The following is an 18,633-nucleotide window of genomic DNA, read 5'->3' on the forward strand; positions in this document are numbered from 1 at the left end:
AGTAAATATCACGTATTAGAATCATTAATATCGCGTAAGATGGTTTCAATTCGATTCCCTTTTTCAATAGCTTCATCGAATTCAAAAAACAATTCTGGTGTTTTACGTAAACGAATGCGTGTACCTATTTCAGAACGAATAAAACCTTTCGCTTTCGCCAAACCAATTAATGTATCATGTTTTTGTTTTTCTTCACCTAGAACAGATATATAAATCTTTGCTTGTTGTAAGTCACCTGTAACTTCGACATCTGTTATCGTTACAAAACCAACACGCGGGTCCTTAATTTTCCTACTAAGGATATCACCCAACTCTTTTTTCATTTGTTCTGCGACGCGATTTGCTCTCATTTGATTCATGAAGTTCACCTCTTAAAATTCAGCAATGGTTAACTAAATTATAACCATTCCTTTTGCGTTTTTGTTCGTTCGATTTCCGGAAAAGAATCAATCAGCTTAAACGCTTGATCGATTACCCTCTCCGCCTGTACTTTCTCATTAGAGATCGTTACTAAACCAAACATTGTGCGTTGCCAAAGATCTTGAAAATCTATCTCACTAATTGCAATATTGTACTCATTATGAATCCGTTTTGTTATCTTTTTAATAACAGACCGTTTTTCCTTTAATGAATGTGCATGATAGATATAACATTCTACTTCAGCATAAAGAATCATGTGCGTTTAATTTCTTCCATAACATACGCTTCAAAAACGTCGCCTTCTTTAATGTCATTAAACTTTTCTACGGTAATCCCGCACTCATAGTTTTGCGCAACTTCCTTGACATCATCCTTAAATCTTTTCAATGTGTCAATTTCACCTTCATAAATTACAATGCCATCACGGATTACGCGCACGCCTGCATCACGTGTAATTTTACCATCAGTTACGTAACTACCTGCAATTGTACCAATTTTAGATACTTTGAAAATTTCGCGAACCTCCGCTTGTCCAATTACCTTCTCTTCGAATTCTGGATCAAGCATTCCTTTCATTGCAGCTTCAATTTCTTCAATTATTTTGTAGATAACACGATATAAGCGTACATCCACTTTTTCTGACTCAGCTGCTTTTTTAGCATTAACATCAGGACGTACATTAAAGCCAATAATAATTGCATTTGATGCAGAGGCCAAAATAACATCTGATTCAGTAATTGCACCAACACCCATGTGAATGATGTGAACCTTAACGCCTTCCACATCAATCTTCTCTAGAGAAGATGATAAAGCACCTAATGAACCTTGTACATCAGCTTTTATAATTAAGTTAATATCTTTAATATCGCCTTGCTTAATTTGTTCGAATAAATCATCCAAACTAACTTTAACACCGCCACCACGGTTTGCTTCAATTTGTTTTTGTTGACGTGCTTCACCGATTTGACGTGCTTTCTTCTCATCTGCAAAGACAACAAAGTGATCACCCGCAGATGGAACTTCATTTAATCCAGTTATTTCAACTGGAGCTGATGGTCCAACTGCTTTAACACGACGACCTACATCATTTACCATTGCACGAATACGACCAAAAGTATTTCCAACAACAATTGGATCACCTACGTGTAACGTACCATTTTGCACCAGTAGTGTTGCAACTGGGCCACGCCCTTTGTCTAACTGTGATTCAATAACAGTACCGATTGCACGGTTATCAGGGTTTGCTTTTAATTCTTCTACTTCTGCAACTAGTTGAATCATTTCGATCAAGTCGTCAATTCCTTCGCCTTTTAATGCAGATAGTTGAACAAATATTGTATTTCCACCCCAGTCTTCAGGGATTAATTGATATTCTGTTAACTCTTGCATAACACGGTCAGGATTAGCGCCTTCTTTATCCATTTTATTAACTGCAATAATGATTGGAACCTCAGCAGCCTTTGCATGATTAATCGCTTCGACTGTTTGTGGCATAACACCATCATCTGCAGCTACAACAAGAATAGCAATATCAGTTATTTGAGCGCCTCGTGAACGCATGCTTGTGAAAGCAGCGTGTCCTGGTGTATCTAAGAAGGTAATGAATTTACCATTACTCTCGATTTGATATGCACCAATATGTTGGGTAATACCTCCTGCTTCACCTTCTGTTACTTTGGTGTGGCGAATAGAGTCAAGTAAAGTTGTTTTACCATGATCAACGTGGCCCATAATCGTAACTACAGCTGGACGTTCAATCGCTTCACCTTGATTGATTTCTTGGATGAAGTTATCTAAATCCATTTCATCAACTTCTGCTTCTTTTTCAACTTCCACACCATATTCTTCAGCCATCATCGAAATCGTCTCATCATCTAAACTTTGGTTTTTAGTAGCCATAACTCCAGCTGCCATAAGACTCTTAATCAGGTCTGTTGCATCTTTACCTAATTTTTCAGCTAGTTCACCTACAGTTAAGGAATCTGTATAGGTTATTTTTGTAGAAGATGTTTCAACGGACTCAGGCGATGATTTAGATTGTGCATTGCTAGAATCATTTTTATCAGTTTTCTTTGATTGCTCTTGATTCTTTTTGTCCGCATCTGGTGCAGCATTTTCTTCTGTATTACTTGAAAATATTTCGTCCAACTTTGTAGATGTATCACTAGAAATAGTTGACATATGATTGGACACTTCCACATCAATTTCTTTTAATTTATTTATAATTTCTTTACTAGACACATTCTTTTGTTTTGCATATTCATATACACGTATTTTACTCATACATTCACCCCCGAATAGATTTATCGAGTAACGAGGTTATTTTCGAAGCGAAACCTTCATCTAAAACAGCAATTGCTACTCTTCCAGACTTACCCATTGCATGTGATATTGTATCCCGATCATCAACAATTCGAATTGGAATTTCATAAAAATTACATTTATCTGTAATTTTCTTTGTTGTTTGTGGACCTGTATCACTTGCAAGCAGTACTAATTTCGCTTTTTGTTTTTGGATATCTTTAATAATTAATTCTTCACCTAACGTCAATTTACGAGCACGATAAGCTAAACCAATTAAGTTGAGATATTCTTTCCCCTTACTCAATGTCTTTACCTTCTATCACTTGCTTTAATTGTTGATACACTGTTTCGTCTACATTTGTTTGTAGATGACGGTCTAATACTTTAGATTTTTCAGCTTTTTCTACTACTTCTAAACTATTAGAAATATATGCCCCTCGGCCATTCTTTTTACCGGATGGATCAACAAACACTTCCCCATCTTTATTATGAACAATTCGAATTAATGCTTGTTTCGGTTTCATTTCTTGTGTAACAATACATTTGCGAAGAGGAATCTTGTTATTCTTTTTAGGCATAACTTATTTCTCCTCCTTAATCAAATAAATCGCCGTCTCCATCAAATGATGCTTCTTCATCAAGTACACGAACAGGTTCAGTTATTAAACCAGCCTCACGCGCATCTGACTCGTTTTTAATATCAATTTTCCAACCGGTCAATTTTGCTGCTAATCGAGCATTTTGACCACGTTTACCAATAGCCAGTGATAATTGGTTGTCAGGAACAATAACAGTTGTTGCTTTATCTTTTTCATTTACCAGAACATCAACGACTTTTGATGGACTTAACGCATTCGATACATAGACAACTGGATCTTCTGACCATTCAACAATATCAATTTTCTCACCCTTAAGCTCATTAACGATTGTTTGAACACGTTGACCTCTTTGACCAACGCAAGAGCCAACAGGATCAACATCACTATCTGCGGCATAAACAGATATTTTAGAACGGTCTCCTGCTTCTCTCGCTACAGAACGTATCTCTACAGTTCCATCGTAAATTTCAGGAACTTCCATTTCAAATAAACGTTTTAAAAGACCTGGATGTGTTCTAGAAACAAAGATTTGTGGGCCTTTATTTGTGTTTTCAACTTTCGTCACAAAGACTTTAAGTCGATCATGCACATGATAGTCTTCTGTTGCCATTTGTTCACCCTCAGGTAACTTGGCCTCAACCTTACCCAGATTAACATAAACATAACGGGGATCAATGCGTTGGATAATCCCGTTCATTATATCTTCTTCACGGTCAATGTATTCATTGAATATAACACCACGTTCCGCTTCACGAACACGCTGTGTCACAACTTGCTTCGCAGCTTGTGCTGCGATTCGTCCAAAATCTCTTGGTGTAACCTCTAGTTCAATTATATCGCCTAAATCATAATCTGGTTTAATTCCTTTTGCTTCTTCTAGACTAATCTCCTGGTTCTTATCCTCTACTTCTTCGACAACTTCTTTTCTTGAAAGAACATGCATGCTCCCAGTCTTTTCATTCAAATCGATTCGTACATTCGTTGCGGATTTGAAATTCTTCTTATAAGCAGATATAAGCGCCGCCTCTAACGCTTCCATTAATATTTCTTTGTTAATACCTTTTTCTTTTTCTAAATAATCAATGGCATCAAAAAGCTCACTACTCACTATGTCTCCCCCTTTATTTAAATGTAACTGCTAATCGGGCTTTTGCTATTTTTTGATAAGGAATAGTTACTTCTTGTTTTCTTGTTTTGTTTAATACTTCTAATTTTATGGTATCCTCTTCAAAAGCTGTTAACAATCCTTCAAACGATTTAGCACCTTGGATAGGTTCATATAACGTAACGAAAACGTTATGGCCTATGTGGTCAATAAAATCTTGTGGTTTTTTCAATGGGCGCTCTGCACCTGGTGAAGAAACCTCTAAATAGTATGGTACTGCAACTGGATCATCAGCATCTAATTGCTCGCTTAATTTCTCTGATACAATGCCGCATTCTTCTATGTCGATACCACCTTGCTTGTCAATAAAAATACGAAGAAACCAGTTTTTTCCTTCTTTTTCAAACTCAATATCTACAAGCTGTAACGCCATTTCTTCTAAGATAGGTTCAAGAAGTTGTTCTGCTTTTTCCGTTACTTTCATTCCCATTCATGTTGCCTCCTTTATCACTGCAATTAAACTGTATTACATTAGGCTACTACGTTTTTAGTCATACTTTTAAAGTTTACACATTTTAGTCTTTTTCATTAACATCTTATATAAGAAACATAAAACCCTTGCCAAAAAACGGCAAGGGAATACTACGCTTCATACTAAAATCAAAAGAAATCTGCACAAGAAATCAGTGCAAAACGTATACCATCCTTTTTAAAAATAAGCTTCTATGTAACAAAAAGGACGATAGGTGTGAAGAAAGAGTGGGTTTCCCCACTCCTTCTTACTAACGTATCATTTCGTACCATAAATTACTATACCATATTCCTTAATATCATGCAAGGAAACGTGCAATAACAAGTTAATCGAGACACGCTACGTCAGAAAATGGCCTCCCTTTCTGTAGGCACGGAAAGCATCGTGTATTTTCAGAACGGGGTACCGGTATGTCAAAGTTTATCGATTTTCCCAAAATAAGCAATCTTTTTTTAAAAAGCTTTTATTTAAAATAACGATAATTGATTTTTATCTTCCATTCCTTTTAGGCTACCATGATTCTCTAAATATTCTATAACCGTTTTAGATATTCTACTTCTTTCTCTTAAGTCTTCTTTCGATAAAAATTCACCTTCTTCGCGCGCTTTGACAATATTATGAGCTGCATTTGTTCCTAAACCATCAACGGCGTTAAACGGAGGGATCAGACTATTCTCAACAACAAGAAAATCTGTTGCACTCGATTTATACAAATCAACGCTTTGGAAAGTAAATCCTCTTTCATTCATTTCAAGAGCTAATTCCAGCACAGTTAAAACGTTTTTTTCCTTTGTTGAAGCATCATTTCCTTTAGCCAAAATTTCTTCTATACGTTTACGAATCCCTGTTGGACCTTTCACCATTAGGTCTAATTCAAAGTCATCTGCACGAACAGAGAAGTAAGCTGCGTAAAAAAGAATTGGATGATGTACTTTAAAATAAGCAATCCGAACTGCCATTAAAACGTATGCAGCAGCGTGTGCTTTTGGAAACATGTACTTAATTTTTTTACACGAATCAATATACCATTCAGGTACATTGTTTTTCTTCATTTCTACAATCCATTCATCTTGTAGACCTTTTCCTTTACGAACGAATTCCATAATTTTAAAGGCTAATGAAGCATCTAATCCTTTATGCATCAGATAAACCATAATATCATCACGGCACCCAATTACATCTGGCAACTTACAAATGCCCTTATTAATTAGTTCTTGTGCATTACCTAGCCATACATCTGTTCCGTGTGATAAGCCAGAGATAATTACTAGCTCTGCGAATGTTTTTGGCTTTGTATCTTCTAGCATTTGTCTAACAAATTTCGTACCAAACTCTGGAACACCTAACGTACCGGTCTTACACATGATTTGCTCTGCGTTTACACCTAATACTTCGGGACCTGAGAAAATTTTCATTACTTCTTCGTCATCTACTGGAATTGTTTTTGGATCAATTCCACTTAAATCTTGTAACATCCGAATCACGGTCGGATCATCATGTCCAAGTATATCTAGTTTCAATAAATTATCGTGAATGGAATGGAAATCGAAATGCGTAGTTTTCCATTCAGAATTACGATCATCAGCTGGAAACTGGATCGGTGTGAAGTCATAGATATCCATATCATCTGGAACAACAATAATTCCACCAGGGTGTTGTCCTGAAGTCCGTTTCACACCCGTACAGCCTTGAACTAAACGATCTGTTTCAACAGCTTTCATTTGTAATTGATGATCACTCGCATATCCTTTTACGTAACCATACGCTGTCTTCTCCGCCACAGTACCAATTGTACCTGCCCGAAACACTTTATCTTCACCAAACAGTACTTTTGTATAGTTGTGCGCTATTGATTGATACTCACCCGAGAAATTCAAATCAATATCCGGAACTTTGTCCCCCTTAAAGCCTAGGAAAGTTTCAAACGGGATATCCTGACCATCTTTTCGCATGCTTGTTTCACAAGACGGGCAATTCTTATCAGGTAAATCAAAACCACTACCAACAGATCCATCCGTGAAAAATTCATGATGCTGACACGTCGCACAAACATAGTGTGGTGGTAATGGATTTACTTCTGTTATTTCCGTCAATGTTGCAATTAATGAAGAACCAACAGAACCACGAGAACCCACTAAATAACCATCATCTAATGATTTTTTCACAAGCTTATGCGAGATAAGATAAATAACCGCAAAGCCGTGCCCAATAATACTTTTCAACTCTTTTTCGATACGCTTTTCGACAAGTTCAGGTAAATCATTACCATAGAGATTTTTAGCAAAGGTATAGCTCATTTCTCGAATTTCTTCTTCTGCACCATCGATGTTTGGTGTATATAAATCTTCTTTTATCGGTTTAATTGATTCTAATCGATCAGCGATTGCTTGTGTATTTGTGACAACTATTTCTTTTGCCTTGTCGGTTCCTAAGAAATCAAAACTCGCAAGCATTTCATCTGTTGTTCGGAAATGGACATCCGGTAGTGTTTGACGACTTAGCGGGTTTCCATTTTGAGATGAAATAAGGATTTGACGATATAACTTATCTCGTTCTTCTAAATAATGGACATTTCCTGTTGCAACACAAGGTTTCTTCAAGCGATCGGCAAGCGCAACAAGGTTTCGTAATATATCTAAAATTTGCGCTTCATTTTGGACAAGCTCTCGACTAATCAATGGATAATAGTTAGCCGGTGGATGTACTTCAATATAATCATAGAAGGCCGCAACTTTCTCTGCTTCTTCTTGTGACTTTTGCATCATTGTTTCAAACACTTCACCTTTTTCACAACCAGAACCAACTAAAATACCTTCACGGTGTGCTTGTAATTTAGAACGTGGAATACGTGGTATTCTGTAGAAATAATCGATATGTGCTAAAGAAACTAATTTATAAATGTTTTTTAGTCCAATTTCATTTTGCGCAAGTAGTGTTGCGTGATGTGGACGTGCACGTTGATACGCATTACCCTCACCCATATGAATATTAAAATGGTTATGATTTGTAATTTCTTTCTCTCTTGCCTCTTTTAACAGTTTCCACATTAAATAGCCGGTTGCTTCCGCATCATATATCGCACGGTGATGTTGGGTTAATTCGATATCGAATTTCTTACACAATGTATTTAAACGATGACTTTTTAAAGTTGGCAATAAAAATCGAGCTAACTCTAATGTATCAATGACCGGGTTAATCGCTTTTTCTAATCCCGCTTTTTCATTTCCTTGATTTAAGAATCCCATATCAAAGCTAGCATTATGAGCAACCAAAATATCTTGTCCAGCCCATTCTTTAAAATCTGCTAATACTTGTTCAACATCAGGAGCGTCTTTTACCATATCATCCGTAATGCCCGTTAAATCATTGGTAGTCTCAGACAAAGGATGATGGGGATTTACAAATGATTCAAACCGGTCAACGATATCTCCACCTTTAACCTTCACAGCAGCCAACTCAATAATTGTATCGTATACAGCAGATAAACCCGTTGTTTCTACATCAAAAACAACATACGTAGCTGTATCTAAGTCAATGTCTTGTTCATTATAAGCAATTGGCACGCCATCATCTACAATATTTGCTTCTAATCCATAAAGAATTTTTACACCATGCTTTTGACCTGCTGCATATGCTTCTGGATAAGATTGTGCTACTGCATGATCCGTAATTGCAAACGCTTTGTGTCCCCATTTGCTAGCTTGTTCAATTAATTTTGAAGCTGTCACGACTGCATCCATTTGACTCATTGTTGTGTGCGCATGTAATTCCACACGTTTCTCATCTTCTGGAGCTTTATCTTCTTTTTTCTTTACTTTGATTTCATTAATATCATTAAGCATCATTGTTAACTCATTGGTAAATGTATCAGTTTGCACACTACCTCTTGCTTTAATCCAGATGCCCTCTTTAACTGCTTTAAATTTTTCTCCATCTTGATCATCTTTTGAAAACATTTTTAATGAGAAAGAATCCGTATAGTCTGTTACCTTAATGATTAACAAGTGTCGTCCAGAACGTAACTCTCTAATATCAACAGCAAATACATACCCTTGTACAACAATCCGTCTTTCTTCTTCTAGTATTTCTTTCATCGGCACTGGTTCATCTTTAATTTTATAACCAATCATTACTGGTTCGTTTGAAACGCCAGCCTCTTTCTCTTTTTCACGAACTTCTTTATCCATTACAGCTTTTTGGACTAATTCCTTATCTTCAAGAGCCTTTTGCTCTCTAAACTTTTTAATATCTTCCATTTCAGTCTTTGCATCAACTTTTAATGTATAAGCGATAGCGCCGATCTTATTACAGTACGTTCGAAATGCAGGCTCTAGTCTTTTTTTAAGCGCATTTGCTTCCGCATCATTTCGAGCAGTCACAATAATCTTATTACCATCTATTTGTGGTTTTTGCTGCTCGACAAGATCTTTATATGCAGGTGAAAGATCACCAACCGACCCTATGAAATCCTGCCAATAGGCACTAACCTCTTCATTACTTATATTTTTACTTTCAGCATAAAGCGTCCAATCAACAGTGGCAATATGCGAAAAGGTTTCTTGTAGTTTCAAACAGAAAAGTCGATACGCCTTAGCAGGTAAGATTTGTTTGATTTGGATATGAAAGTGCCATCGCTTTTCCGTTTTAAATACTTCTAACTTTGTTAGTTGACTCTCCGAAAAATTAGTAGTTTCAGGTTCTGTCAAGTTTATTTGTTTTAATAGTACTTTCATCTTATCGTTACTCGAAATACTCAATTTTGTTTCCCCCCTAGCATGTGTTCATACATCTGAACAAAAAAATCTTCTATCTTATTCTACTACGCATAAAAACCCCTGTCACCTATTCTTTAGGACAAGGGGTTTAAAAGTCTTATGCTAATAAGCTTTGTATATAGGCTATTACATCATCTTTATGATGTTCTGTCTGTTCGCCATTAACTCGTTCTTTACACTCTATGATACCTTCATCTGCACGCTTACCAACAGCAATTCGATAAGGGATTCCAATAAGATCACTGTCCGCAAATTTAATTCCTGCACGTTCAGCTCTGTCATCGTAAAGTACTTCTATTCCTTTTGCTTTTAAACCGGTATACAATTCTTCAGCAAGGCTAGTCTGTTCTTCCTTTTTACTATTTAGTACAAGCAAGTGTACCTGAAATGGTGAAATCTGTTTTGGCCATGTTATTCCCAAATCATCATGGTATTGCTCTACAATAGCTGCTAATGTTCTAGAAACACCAATTCCATAACAACCCATAATCATTGTCGTTGCTTTTCCTTGCTCATTTAAAAAGCTTGCACCAAGTTTATTTGCATAAAATTCACCTAATTTAAATACTTGGCCAATCTCAATTCCTCGAGCAAATTTTATTACTCCTTGTCCATCAGGAGAAGAATCTCCTTCTGCAATAAAACGAACATCTGCATATTTCGTCACTTTGAAGTCGCGTTCAGGATTCACATTCACATAGTGATAGCCTTCTTCATTTGCTCCACACGTTACATTCACGGCATTGCGGACGGCAAAATCTGCAACAATATCAACTTCTTCATTTTCCATCTTAACTGGACCTAAAGAACCAAAACCAGCACCCAACATTTCTCTTGCTTCTGTCTCTGTTGCTAATTCAACAGTTGCTGCTTGATAAAGATTTTTAAGTTTTATCGTATTTACTTCATGATCTCCTCTTGTAACAACTAATACAAAAGAATCATCAACTTTGAAAAATAAAGCTTTTAAACCCTTATCCAATGTATGTTCAAGGTAATCAGCAACATCTTGCATTGTTTTTTGATTCGGTGTGGCAACTTTATCTAACGGTAATGCAGACTCATTCGACTTTTCGTATTGATCAACTACTTCAGCCATTTCGATATTGGCAGCATAATCAGATGTATCAGAGAATGCGATAATATCTTCACCAACTTCAGATAATGCCATAAATTCATGTGTATCTTTTCCACCCATTGCGCCAGAATCTGCAATGACAGCTCGAAAATTTAAACCTAATCTTGTAAATATATTCGAATAAGCTTGATACATACTATCATACATCTCAGTTAAACTTTCGTAAGAATCATGAAAAGAATACGCATCTTTCATAATAAATTCGCGTCCTCTTAATAAGCCAAAACGAGGTCTTTTTTCATCACGAAACTTCGATTGAATTTGATAGACAGTCAGTGGCAGTTTTTTATAACTTTTCACTTCATCTTTAATCAAACTTGTCACAACTTCCTCATGTGTTGCACCTAATGCAAATTCACGGTCATGTCTATCATTAATTCGCATCAGTTCTGGACCAAAAGTTTGCCACCTGCCTGTATCTTTCCACAATTCAGCTGGTTGTAAGGCTGGCATCAACATTTCATTTGCCCCAATATTGTCCATCTCTTCGCGAACAATATCTTCTACCTTTCGAAGCACTCGCTTTCCTAATGGTAAAAAACTATAGATTCCAGAAGCAGTTTGTCTAATATAACCTGCTCGTAACAATAGTTGATGACTTGAAACATCTGCATCTGCTGGTATTTCTTTTAATGTAGGTATTAGTGTTTGACTTTGTTTCATTTTATTTTACACCTCTTATAATAGTTCATTTCTATAAAAATAAGCGTTGAATATCATTCCATGTTACGACAATCATTAATAACATTAGTAAAGCAAACCCGACAAAATGGACAAGCCCTTCTTTTTCTGCAGATATTGGTTTGCCACGAACAGCTTCAATTCCAACAAACAATAATCTACCACCATCAAGCGCCGGTAAAGGTAATAAATTGATAATACCTAAATTAACACTTAACATAGCGGTCCACATTAAGAATGTTGCAAATCCATTTTGGACAACCTGGTCAGTTGCATCATAAATCCCCACTGGTCCAGAAAGCATATCAATTGAAAATTCACCTGTTATAAGCTGACTCAAACTAGTAAGTATTAATTTAGAAGTTGCATAAGTTTCCTCTAAGCTATAAGGGATTGCTTTTGCAAAGGACTTCTCCATATATTGTCTTACGCCAAGTTGACCGAACTGTTGATCTTGTGATTCTACCATTCGCGGTGTCACTACAAGTTCCTGTTCTTCACTACTATCACGCAAAACAGTCATCGTTAACTCTGTCTCTGGATTTTCTCTTACTGTCGTTTGAAATTCAGTCCACATTGTGACTGGCGTGCCATCTATTGCAATTACTTCATCACCAGCTTCAAATCCTGCTTCTTCAGCCGGACTATCTGCTTGAATTGTTCCTAATTTAGCTTCTTCTGTCGGAACACCTTGTGTAAATCCTAGAATAGCAAAGATTACAATTGTAAGTAAGAAATTCATCATTGGTCCAGCAAATAATTGCATGGCACGTTGTCTTTTTGTTTTGGAAGCAAATTGGCGATCAAATGGAGCAATTTGTGTCTCGACTTCATCCATCACAAAATCTGCCTTTGGATCAACAGAAAAGCGTAGTTTATCCTCTTCTCCTACATCATAACCTTCAATAAATAATCCGTGTTCTAAATCTGCCTTTTCGACCTCAATAACACGTGCAGTTGGATGCTTCGACTTTTTATTAATAATAATTTTATCGACTGCACCTGCTTGGTTAAATTCAATTGCAATATGTTGTCCTGGTTTTAATTCCGTTATTTCTGGATCTTCACCGGCAACGCGAACATACCCACCCATAGGCAGTAATCGAATCGTGTATAATGTTTCTTTTTTCTTAATCGAAAAGACTTTTGGACCAAATCCAATTGCAAGTTCTCTTACTAACATCCCTGCTTTTTTAGCAAAGATAAAATGTCCAAACTCATGAACGAACACAAGTAAACCGAACATTAAAATAAATGCAATAATTGTGTTCAACACTAGCACTCTCCTTCTTTTTACCTAATACTTTACTTTCTTCATTTCAAAAAAGACGCAACTTTCATTCGTGTTTCTTTGTCTACTGCGTGAATCACTTCTAAAGCTGGATATGGTATTACCTCATGCTCTACCAAAACACGTTCAATAAAATCCTCAATTTGTAAGAAAGTTATCTTATTTTGTAAAAATAACTGAACAGCCATTTCGTTAGCTGCATTTAATACGGTTGGCATCGTTCCGCCTACTTTACCAGCTTGATAAGCCATACGCAAGCATGGGAAACGCTCAAAATCTATTTTAGAAAAATGTAGTTCTGCTATTTCTAATAAATCTAGTGGTTTGGTTTGTGGTAACGCTAAACGTGATGGATATGTTAAAGCGTATTGGATCGGTGTACGCATATCAGCAGTACCTAATTGCGCGATCACACTTTTATCATGAAATTCAACCATGGAGTGAATGATACTTTATTTATGTAAAATAACGTCGATTGCATCATAAGGGACATCAAATAACCAATGTGCTTCGATCACCTCTAATCCCTTGTTCAGCATAGTTGCCGAATCAATTGTTATTTTAGCACCCATGCTCCAGTTTGGATGTTTTAGCGCATCTTCAACCGTAACATCTTGTAATTCTTTTCTCGTTTTATCTCTGAAACTACCACCTGAAGCAGTCAATATTAGGCGGCTCACCTCTTTACTGTTCTCGCCTTGCAGGCATTGAAAAATAGCTGAATGCTCACTGTCAATCGGCAAGAGGCGCACCTGATGCTTTTTGGCCTTCTCCATCACTAAATGTCCTGCAGTTACTAATGTTTCTTTATTCGCAATCGCAATTGTTTTATTCGCCTCTATCGCACAGAGTGTTGCATCTAATCCTACACTACCTACTATCGCATTTACTAAAACATCTGTTTCTTTATCCACACTAACCTCTATCAAACCTTCGTTTCCGATTAATATTTGAACATGAGAAACTGCTGCTTTAAGTAACTGCTTTGTTTCATTATCCAAAACAACAACTTTCTTTGGTTTGAATTCATTTATTAAAGGAACGGCTTGTTGAACATTTTTACCAAATGCTAATGCATGGATCGAAAACTCGGTTTTATGATGCCGTATCACGTCTAATGTCTGTATTCCTATCGAACCAGTAGCACCAAGCAAAGTGATATGCTTCATTTCGAACACTCCTATCTGATTCTATGAAACGAATTGAATAAAATGCAGAAACGGAAAGACAAATAACCAACTATCAAATCGATCCAAGATGCCACCATGACCAGGTAATATTTTTCCAGAGTCTTTTACATTATAGTATCGTTTAAATGCAGATTCCACTAAATCGCCTACTTGTCCAAACATACTTGCAAATATTGTTACAAGTAACACGACTAGCATAGATGCGTGTACAGGTGCAATTAACTGAAAAACAACTGCAACAACACAAGCTAATAAAATTCCACCAAGTGCGCCTTCAATCGTTTTATTCGGACTGATTTCTGGCCAAAGCTTCTTCTTCCCAAATGCCCTTCCAAAAAAGTATGCACCAGTATCAGTAGCTAAAATAATTACGATCGCATAAAAAATAAATTCTAAACCAGCTTGCTGCGTTTCTATAAAGTAGTAAAAGCCTAAACCAATATAGAGAGCTGATAATACAAGGAAACCTGCATCTTCAAATGTAAACTTGTTTTTAACAAGTACAGTATAACCTAATAATAACAAAACAATAATTAACGTTACTTCTGATTTATCGATATTAAAGTCGAATAATAACGTCCATAATAAAATCAAAGTGAAAGCTGTCGGTATTGGATATTTCGTCATCTTCTTCATGTGCAATAACTCTAACAATCCTATTGAACCAATTACAAACATAATTATATAGAAGGGCCATCCCCCAATAAAAACAAACGGAAAGAAAAGCAGTATTGCTATAATTGCCGTGATTACTCTTTGCATCATTTTGTTCACCTTCATGTCCTAAATCTATTAGTTATGATTTATATTATTTTATATATTTTACTTTTTCAAAATTTGATAACATGTTACATATTACTTATTTAACTTTCTCAGAGTATATCAGACATTTAAGCCTTGGTAAAATTAAGGAGTCTCAGATTCCAAAGCTAAAATTGACTTCGTACTCCCGTCACATGTAGCATTGCGTTTCATCTTACGAACGTGATAGAAATTACGACGTAGATTTCCTAACTGCTACGTCAGCAAATGGATTCCCTTTCCGTGGGCACAGCCACAGCTAACTTGGTAAAGAAGAACACTTTACCAAGTTAGCTGTGGCTTGTGCTGTTCCCACCGGAGTGTCATCCATTTGCTTCCTTCGCTTGATAGCGTATCTTGGCTTTATACAGATTGTAATTTTAAATGTTTCTAACTCGCATTGAAATTAAAATATCAAGCAATTTAACAGAAATACGCCAAACTTAAGAACAGTTACTAATTACACACCACCAAAGCGACGTTTTCGATTTTGATAATCCACTAACGCTTGCTCAAACACTGCTTCATTGAAGTCAGGCCAATACACCTCAGTAAACCAAAATTCTGAATAGGCTGCTTGCCACAACAAAAAATTACTAAGACGTTTCTCACCACTTGTTCGAATAATTAAATCAGGGTCTTTCAATTCACTAGTAAATAAATAGTTTGAGAATACAGATTCATCAAGTTCTTCTACATCAAGCTGATCGTTTTCTATATCTTTTGCAATAAGTTGTATCGCTTGTATTATCTCGTATCTACTACCGTAATTCAATGCAATATTTAGAATGAGTCCGTCATTTTCACGCGTTTTATCCTTTGCGGATTGTACTGCCTTTTTCGTGTGTTCTGGTAGCATATCAAATGCTCCAATTGTTCTAATTTGAACATTTTCTTTTATTAACTCTGGTAAATATGTATGTATAAATTCTATCGGTAATTTAAGTAAGTATTCAACTTCTGATTTAGGTCTTTTCCAGTTTTCTGTTGAAAAGGCGTATAATGTTAAAACTTTAATATGGTGCTTGTTTGCTACACGTACGATGTTTTTTACATTATCCATCCCTTCCTTATGACCAGCAAATCTTGGAAGTCCACGTTTTTTAGCCCAGCGACCATTTCCATCCATTATTATTGCAACATGCTCAGGTAATACATAAGCATCATTTATCATATCTTTATTTTCAATAGCATGTTTTTTAGAACTTTTATTTTTAAAGAAAGGAAATCTAAAAATCGACATTGTCTGTCCCCCATCGTGTGTAAAACTTAGCGCTATGATGAATGTTTCATAAGATATCATACCATTTATCAGTTTACCACGTAATGGCATCTGAATCACTAGCAAATAAAAAACACTCCAGTCCATTTTCTAACAGCTCAGTAGAAATAACAGTATAAAAAGGAAAGACCCCCTTTATTCAGAGGGTCTTCGTATATTATATTGCTTCAATTAATTAAATCTTATCAAACTTCTAATATTTCTTTTTCTTTTGATTTTACTACTTCATCAATTTCAGTAATGAAGTTATTTGTTTCTTTTTGAACATCATCTTGATATCCTCTTAATTCATCTTCCGTAATATCACCATTTTTTTCATCTTTCTTCAATTGATCATTTGAGTCACGACGAATATTACGAATTTGAACTTTAGATTCTTCGGCGTATTTACCAACTACTTTTACCAATTCTTTTCTTCGCTCTTCTGTAAGTGCTGGAATACTAATACGTACAACATTTCCATCACTAGAAGGCGCAAGACCCAAATCTGCTTTTTGAATTGCTTTTTCAATATCAGGTATCGATGTTTTATCAAAAGGTGCAATTAGTAATAAACGCGCCTCTGGTACCGATATCGTCGCAAGTTGGTTTAAAGGTGTTGGAGCACCATAATAATCAACAAATACGTTGTTCAATAATGCTGGATTTGCTCGTCCTGCTCTTACTGTAGATAATTGTTTAGAAAAAGATTGCACTGCTTGTGCCATTTTTGACTTTAGATCATTAATTACTGCTTGTGACATAACTATCTCCCCCTTATAATTGTACCAATTTGTTCGCCTAGTACTGCACGTTTAATATTTCCTTCTTCCATAACAGAAAAAACGAGAAGTGGAATATCATTATCCATACATAACGATGAAGCTGTAGAATCCATTACACCAAGTCCATCATTCAACATTTGTAAGTAAGTAAGTTCTTCATATTTAACTGCATCTTTGTTTAATTTAGGATCTGATGTATAAACGCCATCAACATTGTTTTTTGCCATTAAAATAACTTCAGCATCGATTTCAGCCGCTCGAAGTGCTGCCGTTGTATCAGTAGAAAAATACGGATTACCTGTACCAGCAGCAAATATAACAACACGTTTCTTCTCTAAGTGACGAATTGCTTTTCTTCTGATATATGGCTCAGCTACTTGACGCATTTCAATAGATGATTGTACACGTGTTTGAATCCCTAGATTTTCTAAGCTATCTTGTAAAGCTAATGAGTTCATTACCGTTGCTAACATACCCATGTAATCAGCATTGGCACGATCCATTCCCATTTCACTTCCAACTTTACCGCGCCATATATTACCGCCGCCTACAACAATTGCAATTTCAATTCCTAACTCTGCAATTTCTTTTACTTGCGAAGCTATTGATTGAACTACACTTGGTTCAAGTCCATAACCTTTTTCTCCACTTAGCGCTTCTCCACTTAATTTTAACACAATTCTTTGATAGTAGGCAGTAGTCATAATAACCTCCATATGTAATTTTATTTGTTTCCTTATAGTTTTCGTTATTAACAGACAATTTGTGTCTAATTCTAAACAAAAGGGAACACCACGTGTCCCCTAAATGTTTAAATCAGTTTTATCTCATTAACTAAAATGAGGTAAAACGTTATTTTTTGTTAACTTGATTCATTACTTCCTCAGCAAAGTTATCTTCACGTTTTTCCATACCTTCGCCAACTTGATAACGAACAAAGCCTTTAACTGTTGCCCCTTTATCTGCAACTAGTTTTTTCACTTTTTGATCTGGATCTTTAACAAAGCTCTGTTCAAGTAAACAAATTTCTTCAAAGAATTTGCCTAAGCGTCCTTCTACCATTTTTTCAACAATCTTCTCTGGTTTTCCTTCATTTAAAGCTTGTGTTTTAAGAACTTCACGTTCTTTGTCAACTTCTTCAGTTGCAACTGCATCACGTGTTACATAACGCGGATTTACAGCAGCAATATGCATCGCAATATCTTTAGCAAAAGCTTCATCTGTCGTACCTTCAAGTATAGTTATAACACCGATATTTCCACCCATATGAATGTAAGCACCAAAAGCGTCAGCATCTGTTTTCTCGAAAATAGAGAACCGACGTAAAGATAATTTTTCACCGATTTTTGCAATGTTAGCGTGAATAAATTGCTCTAGTACTTCACCTTCACCATTTAATGGCTGTTGAAGTGCTTCTTCAACATTTGCTGGTTTTTGTGATAATAAGTGTTTTGCAATTTCTTGTAAGATTGTTTTAAATTGATCGTTTTTGGTTACAAAATCAGTTTCACAATTAATTTCTAGTAGTACAGCAGTATTACCTTCAACCATTACATGTGCAGAACCTTCTGCAGCAATGCGATCGGACTTTTTAGCTGCGCTAGAAATACCTTTTTCACGAAGAAAATCAATTGCCTCATCCATATTACCATTCGTTTCTGTTAAAGCTTTCTTACAATCCATCATTCCTGCACCAGTTTGTTCGCGCAGTTCTTTTACCATTTTTGCTGTTACTACCATTATGTTTTCCT

General features: G+C 36.0%; 15 protein-coding genes and 1 pseudogene. All 16 read right to left on the reverse strand.

Annotated features, from left to right (window positions below; genetic code table 11):
* Nucleotides 1–8 precede the first annotated feature (8 nt).
* The 16 genes and pseudogenes from rbfA to tsf all read right to left on the reverse strand — a co-directional run bounded on the left by rbfA (nucleotide 9) and on the right by tsf (nucleotide 18,622).
* Nucleotides 9–359, reverse strand: coding sequence for a 30S ribosome-binding factor RbfA (rbfA, locus tag D2K60_RS09000; RefSeq protein ID WP_117169670.1), 351 nt, complete (start codon nucleotides 357–359; stop codon nucleotides 9–11).
* A 38-nt stretch (nucleotides 360–397) separates the two neighbouring features.
* Nucleotides 398–676, reverse strand: a complete 279-nt coding sequence (locus tag D2K60_RS09005; protein ID WP_117169671.1) for a DUF503 domain-containing protein — start codon at nucleotides 674–676, stop codon at nucleotides 398–400.
* Nucleotides 673–2,703 carry a translation initiation factor IF-2 gene (infB, locus tag D2K60_RS09010; protein ID WP_117169672.1) on the reverse strand — a complete coding sequence of 677 codons (2,031 nt, stop codon included), beginning with the start codon at nucleotides 2,701–2,703 and terminating at the stop codon, nucleotides 673–675. The genes D2K60_RS09005 and infB overlap by 4 nt, the downstream gene beginning before the upstream one ends.
* Before the next feature lie 4 nt (nucleotides 2,704–2,707).
* Entirely contained in the window at nucleotides 2,708–3,028 is a 321-nt protein-coding gene (locus D2K60_RS09015) for a YlxQ family RNA-binding protein (protein WP_117169673.1), read from the reverse strand.
* A complete protein-coding gene (gene rnpM / locus D2K60_RS09020; protein WP_117169674.1) occupies nucleotides 3,021–3,302 on the reverse strand; it encodes an RNase P modulator RnpM in 282 nt (93 codons plus the stop codon). Before rnpM ends, D2K60_RS09015 begins: the two co-directional genes overlap by 8 nt.
* A 16-nt stretch (nucleotides 3,303–3,318) precedes the next feature.
* Nucleotides 3,319–4,431, reverse strand: a complete 1,113-nt coding sequence (gene nusA / locus D2K60_RS09025; RefSeq protein WP_117169675.1) for a transcription termination factor NusA — start codon at nucleotides 4,429–4,431, stop codon at nucleotides 3,319–3,321.
* A gap of 13 nt (nucleotides 4,432–4,444) precedes the next feature.
* A complete protein-coding gene (rimP, locus tag D2K60_RS09030; protein WP_117169676.1) occupies nucleotides 4,445–4,918 on the reverse strand; it encodes a ribosome maturation factor RimP in 474 nt (157 codons plus the stop codon).
* Between the two features lie 509 nt (nucleotides 4,919–5,427).
* Nucleotides 5,428–9,717 carry a PolC-type DNA polymerase III gene (locus D2K60_RS09035; protein WP_117169677.1) on the reverse strand — a complete coding sequence of 1,430 codons (4,290 nt, stop codon included), beginning with the start codon at nucleotides 9,715–9,717 and terminating at the stop codon, nucleotides 5,428–5,430.
* A gap of 115 nt (nucleotides 9,718–9,832) precedes the next feature.
* Nucleotides 9,833–11,536 carry a proline--tRNA ligase gene (locus D2K60_RS09040; protein WP_117169678.1) on the reverse strand — a complete coding sequence of 568 codons (1,704 nt, stop codon included), beginning with the start codon at nucleotides 11,534–11,536 and terminating at the stop codon, nucleotides 9,833–9,835.
* 31 nt (nucleotides 11,537–11,567) lie between these two features.
* A complete protein-coding gene (gene rseP, locus D2K60_RS09045; protein ID WP_117170372.1) occupies nucleotides 11,568–12,827 on the reverse strand; it encodes an RIP metalloprotease RseP in 1,260 nt (419 codons plus the stop codon).
* A gap of 41 nt (nucleotides 12,828–12,868) precedes the next feature.
* Nucleotides 12,869–14,014: pseudogene (gene dxr / locus D2K60_RS09050) on the reverse strand (1-deoxy-D-xylulose-5-phosphate reductoisomerase).
* Between the two features lie 21 nt (nucleotides 14,015–14,035).
* Entirely contained in the window at nucleotides 14,036–14,800 is a 765-nt protein-coding gene (locus D2K60_RS09055) for a phosphatidate cytidylyltransferase (RefSeq protein ID WP_117169679.1), read from the reverse strand.
* Nucleotides 14,801–15,296: 496 nt separating this feature from the next.
* On the reverse strand, nucleotides 15,297–16,079 hold the full coding sequence (locus D2K60_RS09060; protein WP_117170373.1) for an isoprenyl transferase: 783 nt from the start codon (nucleotides 16,077–16,079) through the stop codon (nucleotides 15,297–15,299).
* A gap of 224 nt (nucleotides 16,080–16,303) precedes the next feature.
* The gene (gene frr, locus D2K60_RS09065; protein ID WP_117169680.1) at nucleotides 16,304–16,861 is read right to left on the reverse strand and encodes a ribosome recycling factor; all 558 of its coding nucleotides are present in this window, start codon (nucleotides 16,859–16,861) and stop codon (nucleotides 16,304–16,306) included.
* A gap of 2 nt (nucleotides 16,862–16,863) precedes the next feature.
* Nucleotides 16,864–17,586 carry a UMP kinase gene (gene pyrH, locus D2K60_RS09070; protein WP_117169681.1) on the reverse strand — a complete coding sequence of 241 codons (723 nt, stop codon included), beginning with the start codon at nucleotides 17,584–17,586 and terminating at the stop codon, nucleotides 16,864–16,866.
* 148 nt (nucleotides 17,587–17,734) lie between these two features.
* Nucleotides 17,735–18,622: a translation elongation factor Ts gene (tsf, locus tag D2K60_RS09075; RefSeq protein WP_117169682.1), complete on the reverse strand. Its 888-nt coding sequence runs from the start codon at nucleotides 18,620–18,622 to the stop codon at nucleotides 17,735–17,737.
* Nucleotides 18,623–18,633: the final 11 nt, after the last annotated feature.

Source organism: Paraliobacillus sediminis, assembly GCF_003426055.1.